The following is a 17,785-nucleotide window of genomic DNA, read 5'->3' on the forward strand; positions in this document are numbered from 1 at the left end:
TGTTGTCATCGCTGATATGCCAGTGCAAACTTGAATCACCTGAACTGCGAATATTTCAGGGTTTTCGAGCGTTAAAGAGTAAGCGCACCTTACCCAAACTTCAGGTTAAGTATCAAAACCGTCCCGTATAAATAAGTGTAACAGTGTTAAGGTCGGCATCGTTTAGATCCGACCCTAAACCAAATCGAACCGCTGAATGAGCATTAAACCAGTACTCTGTTTGCAGCTCAACGATTGACTCATTAAACTCTTCTTCTTGTAGCCTCGCAGACACCGCAACTTGCCAGCTTTTGTTGAAGTAATAACCAGCTTGTACTTGCCAAAAGTCCGTATCTGCTGCCACTTTTTGCATCTTCACATCCCACCCAACACCATCCTCAACCTCGGTATACCTAAAAAAGGGCGCAAGTGCTGTTTCAGTACTATGATCATCTACACCAAAGCCATCAAATTCTGAACGTTGACCGATAAATGTTAAGCCTAACTGCATATTTCGACTGACGAAACGACCCACCTGTAACAGTGCAATGGTATCTTTGGTGGACACAGAAAATGCCTCATCATCACTAAATTGAGTGACATCTACCGCCACCCGCCAGTACCGCCCAATAAACAGCTCAGCATCAGCTTGGTACAATTGCCAATCATCATTTGTAAATCCCCCAATGGAAAAGTTATCGCTTTTCTGTAAATACCCCTGCAAGCTATAAGGTGTGCTATTGTTTTTCAAAGTTGTCAGATAATGCTTATACTGAACACCTAAGAATCCATCCTCAATTTCCAAAAACTCACCGAAACCGATACTTACTTCGTGTGAATTGGCTGCACTCATACCGGAATAAAGTAATAACCCTAGTATTGGTAGTACTCTCATGTTTTCCCCTTTACGTTAATGCAAAGATTGTAACGATGAGAAAAAATCGCCATAGTAAAAAAATGTAAGCATATGTATAAGAAAAGGAGACAAACATGTCCATTTGGTTTTCCCCAATTAGCCTTGAGTTGTGTAAATCACTAGATGAGGGAGCGACGGGTAAAGGTACATTAATGAAAACTTTGGGTATCGAGATTAGCGAAATAGGCGATGATTATCTTGTAGCGACTATGCCTGCGACCCCTCAGCATCACAACCCTATGGGAATTGTCCATGGTGGTGCAAATGTGGTGTTAGCGGAAACCGTCGCAAGTTATGCGGCAAACTTTGTCGTAGATACCGAACGATTTTACTGTGTCGGTCAGGAGATTAATGCAAATCACTTAAAAGCCTCGCGAAACGGTATACTGCGAGCTGTTGCTAAACCTATCCACCTAGGAAAACGCTCTTCAGTGTGGGAAATACGCATTACTAATAGTAAAAATGAACTATGTTGTATCTCACGAATGACAGCAGCAGTGGTATCACGTTAAAGCTTGATCTACCACAATTCATAACGATGCAATTCACCTCATGATTATTGCACCAACAAGCATGGTGAGGTGAATATAATGCCGGCTTCCAAACTCTGGCCTTTACACCTACTTATCGTATCAGGGCTTGCGCTCATTGTGATAGGTCATACTATACTGACGACTCAATGGCTGCATGAGTTGGGGCCAAAGGGGCTTGTAGTAGGTGCCAGCTGTATTGCTCTTGGCCTTACTTGCTCACTACCCACCAAAATCTATCTTACTATTTTACTCATGCGCCGCGAGCATAAAGGGTGATATGTTCTGAGCTTAATTTCAGAAGTCTGTTAGTTAACTACAATAATGTCTAAGTGCAATGGAGTATTGAGTTATAACATGTGGTGCTTAATACCTAGTTGCTCAGTATTACTTGATATTAGAGTGTGATTACTGCACCCTAAACCAAGAGTTTGAGATAGGCGTTAAACAGTGGATAAAGTTGATACTATCATTATTGGCGCGGGCGTTGTCGGCCTTGCTATTGCAGCAAAGCTTAGCCATAACCGTAGTGTGCTTGTCATCGACAAGGAAACTCATGTTGGCGAACATACCAGTAGCCGTAACAGTGAAGTAATCCATGCCGGAATTTACTACTCTTTAGATAGCCTCAAGCAGCTGTTATGTGTTAGGGGTAAAGCGCTTCTTTATGCACGTTGTAAACAACTTAATATCCCTTACAAGCAACTCGGTAAGTTTATCGTCGCGACCGATGAAAGTGAGGCGCAGCAACTCGACGTAATCAAGCAGACAGCGTATAACAACACCGTCACGGATCTGAGCTTCGTTTCGTCTCAAACCATTAGCCAACAATTAAGCCATTTAAGCATTCACAGTGCGTTGTTTTCTCCTACCACTGGTATTGTGGATAGTCATCAGTTGATGCTGTCTTTGATTGCCGAAATTGAAGCCAACGGTGGTATTGTTGCAACCCAAACAGCATTCATGGATGTTCAGAAGCTGGCCGAAGGCTTTGTCATAGCGATGCGCTGTAAGGACGAGTATTATGAACTGTGTTGTAGTCAACTTATTAACAGCGCAGGGCTGTCAGCGCCTGATATACTGAACAAAATAACTGGTAATAACCCCCAAGTGGACGCTTATTATTGTCGTGGTCGCTATTACCGCTATCAAGGGAAACACCCATTCCAACACTTAGTTTATCCTATTCCTAATAGACATGGCCTTGGGGTACATGCCACATTAGATTTGGCTGGACAGTTAAAGTTTGGGCCTGACACCGAGTATGTAGACAACATAGATTATCGTTTTGACGACTCGCACAAGGCACAGTTTATAAAAGCGATAACTCAATACTGGCCACAACTCGACCCCTCTAGACTGACACCAGACTATACCGGGATCAGGCCAAAGCTCAGCCGCCACCAACAAAGTGATTTTGTGATTCAGTTCGAGGCAACACACGGTATCGCTAACTTTGTCAATTTGATGGGGATTGAATCTCCAGGCCTAACTGCAAGCTTAGCGATTGCTGAGTATGTTGAGCAGCACTTATATACTGTTTAGCGGTTTTCCTTTAGCGCCTCATCTATTTTTTTTGCTCTCTCGTCCATTAACTTTTGTACGTCTTGGGTGTCCTTCATTAACTGCTGCACCGCAGCAGGGTTTAACGCTGTCGGTACTACTTTTGAAGAGGAGTTATTGGGCTCTTGTTCAGCCTTGGCGGCAAGAACACTTGTATCTTCAGCTGCTATGACTGTAATTTTACTCTCGTCTATTTGATATGCTTGAGAATGACCATGCGGGTTTGGCTTATCGGAATAATGCCACTGTCCCTTTGCATCCTGCCAGCGATATACTTGTGTATGCGAACTCGACGCTGGCTTACTGTCACCTAACAAGTCGTTTGTATGTGATTTGACTTGATCAATTGCATCTATTCCTTGGCGCTTCAACTCATTTGCATTGTGTTCTACCGACTGGGTTATCGACTGCACACTTAACCAAGGCTTTCCATCTGGTCGTTTGAGCACAAATAAACAGGCTACTGCGACTAGCATGACCATAATCATCAAATAACTCGCGGCTTTCATTTTCATCTCTTCATTGTCCTTTGAGCCCATACTTTAGCAGTATCTTTTTAAATTGTTCAGTCTTTTTAAAGTCAGTTAGAAAATGATTAAAATCATTGCAAAGCGTTTTTGCTTTTTGACTGTATCCAAATTGTAATTGCAATGGTGCAACATCAGATATACCTTGAATCACTAGCTTCTCATCAAAATGGGCGTGTTGTAGCTGGTACCAACGTAGGGTAGGTTTGCCAATAATAGTAAAAGCGATTGCCTTATGCCCGCCACCGGCGAGCACAGATAAAACATCATGCTCAGAGTAATAATCTTTTCTTTGTAACTGGTCATGTTCTAAATACGGCTCCAACTGAGGGTAGGTATAGCCAAAACGCCCAAGAAACAAATGCGATTTTACGTCCGTCATATCAAACTGTTCGGCTTGTTTATGTGTCACGATCACATCTTCAATAACATAAAGAGGCTCACTCCAACACATCGGAGTTATACCTCGATACCACAGCTCTGATTCCATTCTAACCTCAACTGTTCCCTTTTCGATTTCAACTGATGAGCGCCTTTCAGGGTACAGTAGATAGTTGATTTTATATCGATACTGCGCTGCGAAGAGTTTAAACACATCAATAATAAGCCCTTGCTCAGCGCCATGCTCAATAATAAAAGGAGGGTAATATTGAATGGCAAAATTAACATGCTCCTCACTACTAGCAACACGCCCCGATACAACAGTTAGCAAAGTGCAAAGACATGTACAGAAATAACCCACTTTTACAAACGAGATCAAAGCCACCTCCTCGACTTTGATTAAGTAATAGTCTAAGTATGACTGATAGCCACCAATTTCCAAGTTAATGCCTTTGATAATTCGGCTCAGTTATATGAGGCATACACACAAAAATAGACGAATACGCGTCTTTGGGTAACACTGGTTTTTTCAAAATTGACTGGATGCTCAAATGAGCATAACAAGGAGGGTATTCATGAAGTACACACCGCGTTGCTTGGTGATACTCAAACTGCAGAGCGCACTTGTGCCGCTCTATCCTCGCTCACAGCAGCCAATGACTTGCATAGGCGAGGCGGCATCTTTTATACGGCCACGCTCACTATATAGTAGCCCGGCCTTCTATTAGGTTGAAACGTTGTCGTAGTTGGCATTAAATACCGTCACCATCAATATGCAACCCACATTCGCGATTCAAACCAAAGAAGCGCGTTTCTTCCTCAGTCATACCTGGCTCGAGCTTGCGAGTAGTATGTACATCCCCCATTGATACATAGCCTTGCTCCCACAGTGGATGATAAGGCAGATCAAATTTGGTGAGGTATTGATATACATCTCGATTATGCCAATCAATGATAGGGTAGAATTTAACAGTTCCTCGACTTAACTCAACAATCGGTTTGTCAGCGCGTGTCGCAGACTGTTGTCGGCGCAGGCCACTAAACCATGTACCTGCATTAAGCTCACGCAATGCTTGAGTCATGGGCTCCACTTTATTTAGGGTATTATACTGCTTAATCCCCTCTTCACCTTGCTCCCAAAGCTTGCCGTATACTGCTTCTTGCCAAGCTGGACTTTGTTTAGCGCGGTATATTTTAAGATTCAGTGCCAAGCGCTCTGTTAACGATTCAATAAATTGATACGTTTCCGGAAACAAGTAGCCCGTATCGGTCAGTACCACTGGAATATCTGGCTTTTGTTGAGTCAGAAGGTGTAGCATAACCGCTGCTTGAATACCGAAACTAGAAGACAAAAAGTGAGTATCCGGTAAATTTTCCAGTGCCCAAGCGACTCTTTGCTCGGCTGTTTTATCACTCAATAAGGCATTAGCATCAGCAAGTAACATTTGCTGGGTTGCGCCATCAAGAGTTAATATTTGTTTAAAATTACTCATTTTCTCATCCAATGGGCAGCTTAGCTGCCCGTTCTAAGTCAAGCGTGGAAATCAGTTTTTGATACTTTGACTTCCGCAACAATTTCTTTGCGGATAACATAATCACCAAAACACTCGCCTTCGTTACGCTCTTTAACCCACTGCCCAATCAGCTCATCAAGAGCGGGAAGAAATACCTCTTCACCGACATTTTCCAAGTACAGTTTAGGAATACGAGTACCCGCGCGGTTACCGCCTAAATACATATTGTATTTACCAGGTCCTTTACCAACGAACCCAACTTCAGCTAGCATCGCTCGGCCACAGCCATTAGGACAACCAACGACACGAAGAATAATATTCTCCTCAGCCACCCCGTGCTTAGCGAGCAAATCTTCGACTTGTGTGACAAGCCCTGGTAAATAGCGTTCTGCTTCTGCCATTGCCAATGGACATGTTGGTAGTGACACACATGCCATGGAGTTTTTGCGCTGCTCTGAATGCTTACTATCAATCAAACCATGCTCGCGGGCGATTTGCTCGATTTGCGCTTTATCTTCAGCTGCAACTCCCGCAATAATTAAGTTTTGGTTTGCTGTCATGCGGAAATCCCCTTTGTGGATCTCTGCAATTTTGCGACAACCTGTTTTAAGCGGTTTATCTGGGAAATCTAAAATACGACCATTTTCGATAAACACCGTTAAGTGATGTTTACCATCGATACCTTCAACCCAACCAAACCGGTCACCACGATGCGTAAATTCATAGGGGCGGCTTGATTCAAATTTCATACCGGCACGATTTTCAACTTCCGCCTTAAACACCTCAGTGCCAAATGTATCTAGCGTATATTTGGTTTTTGCGTTTTTACGGTTTACTCGGTTACCCCAGTCACGCTGCACAGAGACCACATGCTCAGCAACAGCAAGCGTGTGCTCAAGCGGGATAAAACCGAGGTCATCTGCTTTACGTGGATAGGTATTCACATCACCATGGGTCATCGCCAAACCACCGCCCACAAGCACATTGAAGCCAACTAGTTTGCCGTCATCAGCAATAGCAACAAAGTTGAGGTCATTCGCATGTACGTCTACTTCGTTATTTGGTGGAATGGTTACCGTAGTTTTGAACTTACGCGGTAGATAAGTATCACCTAAAATCGGTTCTGCTGTTGTTTCCGTTTTTTCACCGTTCAACCAGATCTCGGCATATGCTTTGGTTTTTGGTAATAAGTGCTCAGAAATCTTGGCCGCCCACTCATAAGCTTCTTGATGTAACTCAGACTCAACCGGGTTTGTGGTACATAACACGTTACGGTTTACGTCACCAGCCGTCGCAATAGAGTCGATCCCGACGCTATTTAGCAATTGGTGCATGCCTTTGATGTTTGGCTTCAATACACCATGGAATTGGAAAGTTTGGCGCGTTGTTAGACGAATACTACCGTACATGGTTTTATCAGCTGCAAATTCATCAATGGCCAACCATTGATGTGGTTTAATGATGCCGCCAGGCATACGAGCACGAAGCATCACGTTATGCAGTGGCTCAAGGCGTTGCTTAGTACGCTCTGGGCGGATATCGCGGTCGTCTTGCTGATACATACCGTGGAAGCGGATAAGTTGAAAATTATCCGCTGTAAAGCCACCGGTTAGCTGATCGGTCAGATCCGTTGAAATTGTGCCTCGCAAGTGGGCACTTTGTGACTTCAAACGCTCGTTATCAGAAAACTTTGCGTTTGCATCGAGCTTACTATTCGGTTTGATTTCAGAATTGCTCATTGTCTTTCCTACATTAAAATTGGCTGACGGTATAACAAGACGTGTTAGTAAACGTCTTTCTGATAACGGTTTGCGCTGCGCAATGCTTTTAGATATTGCTCAGCTTGTTCATCATCTTTCCCTCCATGGGTTTTAATGATGTCGATAAGTGCTTGATGTACATCCTTAGCCATTCTAGTGGCATCGCCACAAACGTAAAAATGGGCACCCTTTTCAAGCCAAGCAAACACAGCTTCGCCTTTCTCTCTCAACCTATCTTGCACGTAAATCTTTTCTGCCTGATCACGGCTAAACGCTAAATCTACATGGGTCAATAGACCCGACTTTACGTATTTTTGAATTTCTACTTGATATAGGAAATCTTCAGTGAAGTGTGGATTGCCAAAAAACAGCCAGTTTTCACCTTCAGCGTCTCGTGCTTCACGCTCTTGTAGGAAGGCTCTGAACGGCGCGATACCAGTACCTGGCCCTACCATAATCACAGGTGTTGTATTGTCACTCGGCAACCTAAAGTTATCATTATGCTCACTGAATACTTTAACTTTAGCCCCTTCTTCAGCACGATTCGCTAAGTAGCCTGAGCAGCCGCCGAAGTGTTTTTCACCAAAAGCATCAAACTCCACTAAGCCAACGGTGAGGTGTACTTCCTCTTCAACTTCCGCTTGACTTGACGCGATGGAATACAAACGCGCTTGCAATTTACGACAGCAATCAACCAACGCTTGCGCCTCAATGTTCGCAGGGTTTTGTTTAATCACATCAAAGATCTGTCGCTCTTCAATATAGGCACGTAATGCCGCTTTATCGTTTGCAAGTGCGCTTAGTTCCTCATTCCCAGTCGCTATCGCATATTTTTCAACAAAGCCTGGATATGACTGTGTTAGCTCAAGATGCTCAATTAAGGCTGTTTCTACTGAAACAGTTAGGTCACCCAGCATGACAGTTTGCGCTTTATCAAGGTTAAGTACCTCAAGAATAGCAGCCACTTCTTGTGGATCATTTAAGAAGTACACGCCAAGAGAGTCTCCTGGTTGATAAGTAATATCAGAGCCTTCAAGTGAAATCTCGATATGACGAACATCTTTACTGGAATTTCTCCCGGTTATTTTTTGAACCACATTTAGCTCTGCGGCAAACGGATTTTGTTTGGTATATTGACTGGCGGCAGGCTCTGGCATGCCATAGGGCATGTTGATGACATTACCACCTCCGGTTTGCTGCGCTTTGAGCTCTGGCTCAAATACATCTAATGCTTGTGTTATCCACTCTTGTGCTTGCGCTTCATAGTCTACATCTAAGTCAATACGGGGGACGGCAATCTCAGCACCTAACGCGCCTAGGCGCGCTTCAAAATCTTTTGCTGTCTGGCAGAAAAATTCATAACTGGTATCTCCAAGACCGATAACAGCTTGTTTCACGCCAGCAAGTTTAGGAGCTTTTTTACTCACCAAAAATTCATGTAATGCTTCAGCATCTTCAGGCGGTTCACCATCACCATAAGTTGAAACAGCAATCACCAAAAACTTTTCTTTTTTTAGGTTAGCTGGTTTGTAATCTGCCATATTAACGAGCTTGGTCGTCAATCCCCGCGCTTCAGCTTGGGTCTTGATAAGCGTTGCGACGCCTTTTGCGTTGCCAGTTTGTGAACCATATAAAATAGTTAATGGTGCAGAATCACCAACACTCGCAGTTGCTTGACCAGCTACACCTGATAAAGCAGCCGAATTGGCTGTCGCTGCTAAGTAGCCACTCACCCATGCCTGCTGGATTGGATTTAGCTCCCCAACTAAGCCTTGTAATTTTTGCAGTTGTTCATTTGTCAGCGGACTTGCTGCAGCACTAAGTTGACTTAACAACATCATGGATCCCCGTACCCAAAAGGTTTGCTTGCTCATTGCATCATTGGCTCGCTCACAGCGGAGCCTGCTTTTATAAGCCTGAAGCATACGTGGCAAAAGATAAGATCAAAAAGAATAGAATCTGCTTTTATATTCCTTTTAGTTATTGAAGATGAAAAAGTCCAAAGAAAATAACTTAAAAGAAGTGCAATATTTAGCCTTTAAAAGTATTAACATTGCCGTAACAGAGTTGATGTAAAATCAACCTGTCAAATAGACAAATCAATAATATAGATAATGATAATAATGAGAGTAAAAATGAAACACGGGAAATATAAACACCTGCTCATCGGGTCGTGCTGTTCACTATTGAGCCTAAACGCCACTGCACAAGTGCAAAATGGCAGCTTTGAAAGCTGGAGTGGACAGGCTCCAAGTGGATGGACGACGATTGATTCTGGGATAACGCTATCTTCAGTCACAAGCCCTGTAAAAGATGGCAACTATGCTGCCGCAATTCAGGTTAATACTGCAACTCAAAGTAGTACAGACTTGCAACAACAAGTTAATGTTGAAGCGGGAAAAAGCTATCAATTTAGCGCATGGGTTTATCATACTGAGGGTGGTGTCAAAGCAAGGTTAGTGGTGGATGGCTATCATGGTTACTCAGACCAGTTTAATGTCGGACAATGGCAGCAGATTAATCACACCTATACAGCAACCGCAACGACTACTATCAATGTTGGTTTACGCTTTTATGATGGAAGTGGCTTTGATGGCAGTGAAACCGTTTATGTTGACGGCTTTGCACCAAGTAATGTGACGCCAGAACCACCGACAAGTTGTCAAAGCAACAGCTTAAATCTTGCTTTGATCACTGATAACTATGCCAGTGAAACCAGTTGGAAAATTACCAATACCGCAGGTAGTACAATGGCAAGTGGCGGTAATTATAGCAACAACCAATCCGTTAACGAGGGAATTTGCCTTACCGATGGTAATTACACCTTCACTATTTTAGATAGCTACGGTGATGGCATTTGTTGTAGCAATGGTAGTGGGCAATATACTTTAACACATGGCTCTAAAACGATTGCATCTGGGGGACAGTTTACCAGCCGTCAAGATCATAGCTTTAGCCTTGGTAGCACGTTACCACCACCAACGGGAGATGGATACTACGCCACTACCGCGGGGCTAAGCGGTTATGCACTTAAAACGGAACTGCACCGTATCATCCGAAATCATCAATCTCAGGGCTACTCGGCAATTTGGGGCTTCATAGATCAAAGTGAACGAGATAACTACTTTGAAAAAGATAATAGTATTCTTGATAGGTACTCTGAAAAACCATCGGTAAGTGACAGCATCACTTATGTTTCAACCGGTTCACAGTGTGGCACCTACCGTGTAGAAGGAGACTGCTATAACCGTGAGCACTCTTTCCCTAAATCTTGGTTTGGCGGAAAAGTAGAGCCGATGAATTCAGACATCCATCATATTTTCGCCTCTGATGGTTATGTTAATTCAAAACGGAGTAACTTCCCTTTTGGTGAAGTCGGCAGTGCCTCTTATACCTCAAGTAATGGTAGTCGCGTAGGTTCTGCTACGGGTATTAACTATAGTGGTACAGTATTTGAGCCTATCGATGCTTTTAAAGGTGACTTTGCTCGCGCCTATTTTTATATGGCAACACGCTATCAAGATGTTATCGCTAACTGGCAAAATAACACCAGCTATAGTGACGCTGTATTAAATGGCAGTCAGGATCAGGTGTTCGAGACTTGGGTTGTTAATATGCTAAAGAGATGGCATAACGAAGATCCTGTTGATGCGCTTGAACAAGCTCGCAACCAAGCGGCTTATGAATTCCAAGGGAATCGTAATCCTTTTGTAGATCACCCTGAATTTGTTGAAGCAATTTGGTAATGTAAAAGTCTACAATTAGACTTTACAACCTAGTCCTCCTTACGAGGAGGACTAGTCTACACAACTTATCAAAAGTTGCTGAATGGTATTTCACTAACGCGGATTTATCGTCAACGGCTCTAAGGTTATCTTGGCGTTGCCGCTTGCCCCCATATGGTCGTTATAGCGTTGACCTTCAAATAAGGTGTAGTACACATCAACGTAATCATCGTCATTAGTAAACCAGTGACTTGGCATGGCCTTTATCAATTGGTTGGTTAGCTGTGGGATCAGCGCATATCCTTGAACGTTTGGATCAGGGATAGCACGCATCACTTGTGTCACAATATCTAAGAAAGTTGTCGCCAATTCTTGATAATTGGTGTTGTCATCCTGTTCCATCAATAACAAATCAGCCGCTTGCCAACGATATCTTTCCCAGTGAATGATAATTTGATTTGGTGTGTAGTCTCTACCATCATGATCTAGATATGGCATATCAACAATATCAAGTACAGGCTCGTCGCGCGAAGGGTTAACACCTGTCACAATACCATATACTTCTGCTGCGCCAGACACCCAAGGCTCTTGGTCATTATTCAACCTAATCTTTTTTAGCACACTGGTAGAAATCGGCGCAGCTTCGTCATTAGTCTGCATTTCAGCCGATGGCATCATCATTCCTTGCTTTGCAAATACTCGCTTCATGACCTCAAGCCCTTCAGCTTTGGTTTTCTTTGCGTCAAGCTCCACGATAAGCACTGGCCGCTCAGGCATCTTGTGTGCATCCAGTAAATGCAATTGTCCATGTTGATCGAATGCTTCGACATATTGCCACGACTTATCATCGCCCTTGGGTGCAAATGCGATTAGAGGCACTTCACCTTGCTGCCATTTTGTAAGCATTTGGCTTGAGGCAATACGTAGTTGATAAAGGTTAGACGTGTTATCAGTTAACCCTTTCAACGCACGAGTGTATTGACTAGCCTCTGTCATTAACTTTGCAGCCGCCCCACCAACTTGTAATTGTTCTAATGAGATAGTGTCTTGGTATTCACTAAGCTGGGTCTGTACTTGAGTATTAATTTGATGCAACGATAGTGCTAAATTTTTTGCTATCTGTTTCTTTATATCTGCCACCTGAACAGGTGCTGCGTTAAAAACATCAAGCCCTTGAAGTGAGCTGTAAGCATTTGTCGTCTGTGCAGTAGCTACGCTTGAAAAAGTTACACTACCAAGCATGGCAAGTGTTAGGGTAGAAAGTGTTACATGTTGTTTCATCTTGCGTTCCTAGAAATAATCCGTCTTAGTGAACAAACAAGATAAAACAACAGGAATAATTTATCAACAAGTTAACAAGGTTAACATATAAAACAATTTATTCTAAGTTTTAGAGTTTTTATTCTTCAATTGGGTAAAGCGTTATTTCTATTCCAGCACCAATTGCAGAAATTCTGAGCAACGTATCAACATGCAGTGCTTGAGAAAAGCACTTTGGAGACTTGCCAGAACTAAAACCAATATCAAAGGTGCGTTTTGTGCAACTAAGCCATTGCTTTAATGCGACCTTGGAGCAGGATTCAATCAGCTCACACAGCTGGTTAATCGCCTTATCAGGTGTTAATTCGGTAGTATTCGCTTCAATTCTAGCCAACTGACGATAATCATCTTGATCATAATGCAACACGATAGCGTTTTTCTTCAAATCTGAAACTAACGTGCTGATATCTTGCTTAGACTCTAGTTCCAAATCGACATTTAAAAATTGAATTTCAGACATGTGTTAAAAGCTACCTTGTAAAACTAAATGTTATAATGGCTTAATAACCTGAGATTTTGTAAAAGTAAACAATTACCTAATCTACACTTAGGTTATCCAGAATGCGACAATGTGACGCATTCTACACTGCGTATGTTATCGTTATCATATTCACGAATAACTAGAATAACATATTGTGATGATTAAAAAACTGCTAAAGCCTGCCCGTAAACTCCATAAATATCTTGGTTACTTACTCTTCCTCCAGATTTTTGCCTGGCTGCTTGGGGGCTTAGTGATGAGTGCTATTCCTCTAGAAAAAGTGCATGGCAAACATCTTGCTTTGCGCAAACTCGATAATCCGTTTTCCTCTGCTGACTATCGTGCTGACATCAATAAATTAGTACAGCAGTCAACGAAGTTGGAGCATATCCAGTTTAGTCACTTTCTTGGTTTACCTATCATCAAACTAAATCATGACGAGACACAAGTATTTAATGGCATAACTGGCGCCCCTCTGGCAGCACCTAGTAAAATGCAAATAATTCAGCAAGCTGATAAACATGTATTAATCACTGCACAGGTGATTAGCGCGACACACCTTGCCCAAGGGCCTAGAGAAATAGGTTATAGAAAAAACGTATGGAAAGTTGAGTATGGTGATGCGCTCAATACCACACTTTATCTGAGCGCAAGCAATGGAGAAGTCATTACAGTGCGTAGCAGCCTTTGGCGTATTTTCGATTTTTTCTGGATGTTACACATTATGGATTACGACGAACGTGAGGACTTTAATAACCCATTACTTGTCTCATTTGCGGCAACAAGCGTCTTATTCTGCATAACCGGTTTATTGCTATTACTACAGTCTCCTCCTTGGCGTAAACGCCGACGGTATACATAATACGGCGTGTACCGCCCTATTTCGTTGTTAGTATTGATGAGTTTTTTGATATAGTGATATTCCCTGTATTCCACCCTAAGGTGAGAGGTTATGTCACGCTTTTTCTACATTATAGTGCTCTACTTCTTTGCACTAACCGCCAGTGCGCAAGATTTCAGCTCTTTCTCACAAGCTAAGAAATATCTTTCAAAACAGGTCACTGAAGATAGCCGCACCTTATATTGTAACTGTGGTATCACCAAGCGGGGTAAAAAGCTGATACCCGACACCACAAGCTGTGGGTATGCCGCTAGGTTGCCTTATACAAGAAACGGCAAAGAAAATGCTCGAGCAAATCGCATTGAATGGGAGCATATAGTCTCGGCATGGGAGTTTGGTCATCAACTGCAATGTTGGCAACAGGGAGGTAGAAAACACTGTCGAAAAGTGAGTGAAAAGTTTAGAAAAATGGAAGCTGACATTCACAACCTTGCCCCTGCTATCGGCGAAATAAATGGTGATAGATCTAATTACCGTTTTTCTATGCTCCCTAATACCGAAGCAAATTATGGCGCTTGCCCTGTTAAAATCGACTTTAAACTACGTCGTATCGAGCCGCCTTACTATGCAAGAAAACGCATTGCTGACGCCTATTTTTATATGGAAAAAACCTATGGTTTGAAAATATCGACTCAACAACGAAAGTTATTCACAGCTTGGCAGAAACAGTGATTGCTAGATGAGCAAAGCGATGCTAGCTTTTAGTTATACAACTAAAACAGGAACGTAAATACGATGCAACGTATTACTCTAGTTTTCGCATCAACAGTGATAAGCCTAGTATTGGCAGCATGCGGAGGCGGTGGTAGCGACTCCTTAGGCACTGACAACCCTGGCAATAATACTGGGCAAACCGAGCCGCCAATTTGGACATTTAACCAATTTTCACCTTCGAGCCAGTTCATTAATTACTGTGCAACGCCACGCACTGGCACCGACCAATTCAACAACGACCAACCTTATCCCGATAAGGTTGGTACCGCTATGCACGAAAAGATGTGGCTCCGGTCTTTTACCAACGAAACTTACTTATGGTATGACGAGGTCATTGACAACGACCCTGCACAATTTGACACGGTTACTGATTACTTTGAACAACTGAAAACGAACCAAAAAACTCCTTCAGGTAATGATAAAGATCAATTTCACTTTTATGAGTCTTACGACAGCTTCCAAAAGCAAGCGCAAGCTGGGTTCACAACTGGCTATGGTATTCGCTGGGCAGTAATCTCTACTTTACCGCCACGCAACTTTACCGTTGCAGCGGTGGAGCCAAACTCTCCCGCCGCTGCCGCAGGCATTCAACGAGGCGATAAAGTATTATCCATTGATGGAATCAACTTTATCTCCAGCTCTGACAGTGCCACACTCAATGCAGGGCTGTCTCCTGCTCAAAGTGAACAGCATGAGTTCGTATTTGAAGACCAAGCAGGTAACCAAAAATCGGTTACTTTGACCTCTGTAGATTTCAAAACATCCCCCATTCAAAATGCTCAAATTATTAACTACGCGGGTAAGCAAGTAGGGTATGTGCAATTTAATCAGTTTATTCCAACCGCTCAAGATGGTCTAATCGAGGCGTTCAACCTATTCAAAACAAGACAAATCGATGACCTAATACTAGACATGCGTTACAACGGCGGGGGTCGTGTAATTATGGCAGCTCAGCTAGGTTATATGATTGCTGGGAATAATAGCCTAAACAAAACGTTTACGTTTAGTACCTTGAACGACAAGCGCACCGCAGAAGAAGAACGTACAGAGTTCGAGTCCAGAGTAATTAACTGGGCTGAAAACACCTTTACATCGACCAATTTACCTACAGTTTCCCTCCCTAGAGTGTATATCCTCTCAAGCCGAGGCACAGCATCGGCAAGCGAGAATGTGATCAACGGATTACGTGGTATTGATGTTGAGGTGTTTCTCATTGGTACCACTACGAGAGGTAAACCATACGGATTTGTACCAGCACAAAATTGCGGCACAGTTTACTACACAATTCAGTTTGGCTCAGAAAATGCCAAAGGCTTCGATGACTATGCTGACGGCTTTACACCCTCAGGAGCGTCCAGTAATGGTGAGATAGGTTTGTCGTCACAAGTACCAGGTTGTATTGTGGCTGATGACTTCTCAGAGTCACTCGGCAGTCAAAATGAAGATTTGCTCGCCGCTGCACTCTCTCATATAGATACTGGTAAATGTCCTGAGACTATCCAATCAGCTCCGAGGCTTGCACCTACGCAATATGGACAAGGAGATAGATCAGGTAATGCAGTGACGCTGCCACATTACCCTCTACGCGATAACGCAATCTTACTGAAGCCAAAGGAGTCACAGTGATCCGCATATTGTATTAATTGCGCTACTGTCTACAGGAAGTGCGAGCGAGCATATACTTACTTGCGCTTCCTGCTCAGCAAGCATAAAAAGCCAAACTAGCTGGGGTCTGTTGACCTTTCCTGTTTGATTTTTTTACCCTGAATATGGTTTGGTCGCGGCGCTCGGCTTACTGCCTAATAATCCAGGCAAAAAAGAAAAGCGTGCGCTAAAGAGCTGTCAGTTGTTAAAGTGGCGCTTTAACACCTCACATAACGCTTGTACTTTTGCTGTGCGATGTACTAACACATGGGTGACTAACCATACCTGACTACACCACCTTAGCTCTTCTTTTAGTATCGGCAGTAAATCAGGGTAGCGTCTCGCAACATTGTGCTGAACACCGCCAATACCAAGACCATTCACAATTGCCCGTGTAGCATCTGAAGTTTCTGATACTCTGAAGGTGACTTGAGACTCTGCAATATGCTCATCGACCCAAGCAAAATAAGGGACTCTAGCATTAAACCCACTCACCCCCGAGACGAAATTATGCTCCCGTAGTGCGTCTACTGTCGTCGGTATTCCCATACGCTTAATGTAATCGGAGGACGCGTACAATCCAGCTTCTAAAGTAGTCAATTGTTGCACCACGTAATCTGGTTCATCCGGCTTAGGTCCGGCTCTTACTGCAACATGTGCTTGACCGTGATCTAACCGCAAACGCTTTTGATCAAGCAACACTTCTAGTTGCACCTGGGGATGTTGCTGCTGAAAAGCAAGACAAGGCTCTGACAATATATCCATAAAACCACTGACTGTCGTCACTAATAGCTTGCCTCTTAGCTGACTATCTGATGCAACGATTGAGGTACTCAATTCCATCAAACGCTCGTCGATAATCGTCGCCGTTGCTAACAGCTTTTCCCCCGTTTGTGTCACTTGATAGCCACGAGCATGACGGTGAAACAAACGCGTACCTAACTCTTTTTCTAAGTTATTAATACGCCTAAGTACTGTACTGTGATGTATGTGCAGATACTCAGCTGCTGCAGACAGCGTGCCGAGCTTCGCTACTGTGTAAGCGACTTTGAGATCTTGCCAATCTGTGAATTTATCCATAACCACCTCTGTGCATATATGCACACAAGCTTTGCGTTTATTCAGCTTTTATGCAAGTGAAATTTTGCTACTATAAATTCAACGAAACAAAATAAGGTATCAGCAAGATGACTACAGCTAAAATTATCGCTCTAGCAGGCAGTTTAAGAAAAGACAGCTATAACCAACTTCTCATTCAAGCCGCGGCAAATTATGCACTGGAAAGTGGTGCCGAGGTAGAGGTCGTAAAATTACGGGATTTAGATATTCCAATGTTTGATGAAGATCTAGAAGCTCAAGGTACACCACAAGGTGTTCAACTACTCAAAGAAAAGCTTCGTAATGCCGATGGGATCCTATTGGCTAGCCCTGAATACAACGGCTCATTTACCGCTGCGCTCAAAAACGCAATTGATTGGGCATCGCGTACAGAGCAAGGTGCAGTACCTGCGTTCAGAAACAAAGTTGTTGCACTTTACGCCGCATCACCCGGTGGTCTTGGCGGCTTGCGTGGTTTAAACCATGTTCGTGACGTACTATCAGGAATTGGCAGCCTAGTACTGGCAGATCAGCTCGCGGTTCCAAGTGCATTTAATACCTTTGACGAACAAGGTAAAATTAAAGACCCAGATCTAGCAGAAAAAGTTTCTAACCTTGCTCTGCAACTAGTATCTGTTGCAAGTAAACTAAAATAACGGACAGATAGCTTTGCATATATCTTGCTATGGACGTTTAGCTCATGCACACTAAGCGTCCAAAGCAAATGACAAC

At 43.2% G+C, this 17,785-nt stretch carries 17 protein-coding genes; 8 read left to right on the top strand and 9 right to left on the bottom strand.

What is annotated here, in order from left to right; genetic code table 11:
• Positions 1-112: 112 nt before the first annotated feature.
• On the bottom strand, positions 113-874 hold the full coding sequence (locus tag HUZ36_RS15150; RefSeq protein WP_176033286.1) for a hypothetical protein: 762 nt from the start codon (positions 872-874) through the stop codon (positions 113-115).
• A 95-nt stretch (positions 875-969) separates the two neighbouring features.
• Here HUZ36_RS15150 and HUZ36_RS15155 point away from each other — a divergent pair, with 95 nt between their 5' ends.
• The 3 genes from HUZ36_RS15155 (at position 970) to HUZ36_RS15165 (ending at position 2,970) form a co-directional block, all read left to right on the top strand.
• Entirely contained in the window at positions 970-1,407 is a 438-nt protein-coding gene (locus HUZ36_RS15155) for a PaaI family thioesterase (protein WP_176033287.1), read from the top strand.
• A 78-nt stretch (positions 1,408-1,485) separates the two neighbouring features.
• Complete coding sequence (locus HUZ36_RS15160) at positions 1,486-1,704, top strand: hypothetical protein (protein WP_176033288.1); 219 nt, start codon at positions 1,486-1,488, stop codon at positions 1,702-1,704.
• Between the two features lie 171 nt (positions 1,705-1,875).
• Positions 1,876-2,970, top strand: coding sequence for an NAD(P)/FAD-dependent oxidoreductase (locus HUZ36_RS15165; protein ID WP_176033289.1), 1,095 nt, complete (start codon positions 1,876-1,878; stop codon positions 2,968-2,970).
• Here the strand turns inward: HUZ36_RS15165 and HUZ36_RS15170 are convergent.
• The 5 genes from HUZ36_RS15170 to HUZ36_RS15190 form a co-directional block, all read right to left on the bottom strand.
• Complete coding sequence (locus tag HUZ36_RS15170; RefSeq protein WP_176033290.1) at positions 2,967-3,503, bottom strand: DUF4124 domain-containing protein; 537 nt, start codon at positions 3,501-3,503, stop codon at positions 2,967-2,969. The two genes, HUZ36_RS15165 and HUZ36_RS15170, sit on opposite strands and share 4 nt — an antisense overlap.
• Positions 3,504-3,507: 4 nt before the next feature.
• The gene (locus HUZ36_RS15175) at positions 3,508-4,338 is read right to left on the bottom strand and encodes a transporter substrate-binding domain-containing protein (protein ID WP_252095147.1); all 831 of its coding nucleotides are present in this window, start codon (positions 4,336-4,338) and stop codon (positions 3,508-3,510) included.
• A 310-nt stretch (positions 4,339-4,648) separates the two neighbouring features.
• Positions 4,649-5,389, bottom strand: a complete 741-nt coding sequence (locus tag HUZ36_RS15180) for a phosphoadenylyl-sulfate reductase (RefSeq protein WP_176033291.1) — start codon at positions 5,387-5,389, stop codon at positions 4,649-4,651.
• Between the two features lie 38 nt (positions 5,390-5,427).
• Positions 5,428-7,149 carry an assimilatory sulfite reductase (NADPH) hemoprotein subunit gene (gene cysI, locus HUZ36_RS15185; protein WP_176033292.1) on the bottom strand — a complete coding sequence of 574 codons (1,722 nt, stop codon included), beginning with the start codon at positions 7,147-7,149 and terminating at the stop codon, positions 5,428-5,430.
• A 44-nt stretch (positions 7,150-7,193) separates the two neighbouring features.
• Positions 7,194-9,008 (bottom strand): assimilatory sulfite reductase (NADPH) flavoprotein subunit, encoded by a 1,815-nt coding sequence (locus tag HUZ36_RS15190; protein WP_176033323.1) that lies wholly within the window; start codon positions 9,006-9,008, stop codon positions 7,194-7,196.
• Between the two features lie 297 nt (positions 9,009-9,305).
• On the opposite strand from HUZ36_RS15190, the gene HUZ36_RS15195 reads away from it, so the two are divergent.
• Positions 9,306-10,916, top strand: a complete 1,611-nt coding sequence (locus tag HUZ36_RS15195) for an endonuclease (RefSeq protein ID WP_176033293.1) — start codon at positions 9,306-9,308, stop codon at positions 10,914-10,916.
• A 93-nt stretch (positions 10,917-11,009) separates the two neighbouring features.
• On the opposite strand, the gene HUZ36_RS15200 is transcribed toward HUZ36_RS15195, so the two are convergent.
• Both HUZ36_RS15200 and HUZ36_RS15205 read right to left on the bottom strand, forming a co-directional pair.
• Positions 11,010-12,176 carry a DUF3103 family protein gene (locus HUZ36_RS15200; RefSeq protein ID WP_176033294.1) on the bottom strand — a complete coding sequence of 389 codons (1,167 nt, stop codon included), beginning with the start codon at positions 12,174-12,176 and terminating at the stop codon, positions 11,010-11,012.
• 118 nt (positions 12,177-12,294) lie between these two features.
• Positions 12,295-12,675 (bottom strand): hypothetical protein, encoded by a 381-nt coding sequence (locus HUZ36_RS15205; protein ID WP_125251527.1) that lies wholly within the window; start codon positions 12,673-12,675, stop codon positions 12,295-12,297.
• Between the two features lie 178 nt (positions 12,676-12,853).
• Here HUZ36_RS15205 and HUZ36_RS15210 point away from each other — a divergent pair, with 178 nt between their 5' ends.
• From HUZ36_RS15210 to HUZ36_RS15220, 3 genes are all read left to right on the top strand, one after another.
• Positions 12,854-13,558 (top strand): hypothetical protein, encoded by a 705-nt coding sequence (locus tag HUZ36_RS15210; RefSeq protein ID WP_128730610.1) that lies wholly within the window; start codon positions 12,854-12,856, stop codon positions 13,556-13,558.
• 90 nt (positions 13,559-13,648) lie between these two features.
• Positions 13,649-14,269 (top strand): endonuclease, encoded by a 621-nt coding sequence (locus HUZ36_RS15215; RefSeq protein ID WP_176033295.1) that lies wholly within the window; start codon positions 13,649-13,651, stop codon positions 14,267-14,269.
• 63 nt (positions 14,270-14,332) lie between these two features.
• Positions 14,333-15,937: a S41 family peptidase gene (locus HUZ36_RS15220; protein WP_176033296.1), complete on the top strand. Its 1,605-nt coding sequence runs from the start codon at positions 14,333-14,335 to the stop codon at positions 15,935-15,937.
• Between the two features lie 216 nt (positions 15,938-16,153).
• Here the strand turns inward: HUZ36_RS15220 and HUZ36_RS15225 are convergent, their stop codons facing one another.
• The gene (locus tag HUZ36_RS15225) at positions 16,154-17,035 is read right to left on the bottom strand and encodes a LysR family transcriptional regulator (RefSeq protein ID WP_176033297.1); all 882 of its coding nucleotides are present in this window, start codon (positions 17,033-17,035) and stop codon (positions 16,154-16,156) included.
• 107 nt (positions 17,036-17,142) lie between these two features.
• On the opposite strand from HUZ36_RS15225, the gene HUZ36_RS15230 reads away from it, so the two are divergent.
• Complete coding sequence (locus tag HUZ36_RS15230) at positions 17,143-17,709, top strand: NADPH-dependent FMN reductase (RefSeq protein WP_125251522.1); 567 nt, start codon at positions 17,143-17,145, stop codon at positions 17,707-17,709.
• The last annotated feature ends 76 nt before the right edge of the window (positions 17,710-17,785 follow it).

Origin of the sequence: Pseudoalteromonas sp. McH1-7 (assembly GCF_013366255.1) — a bacterium.
GTDB lineage: Bacteria > Pseudomonadota > Gammaproteobacteria > Enterobacterales > Alteromonadaceae > Pseudoalteromonas > Pseudoalteromonas peptidolytica.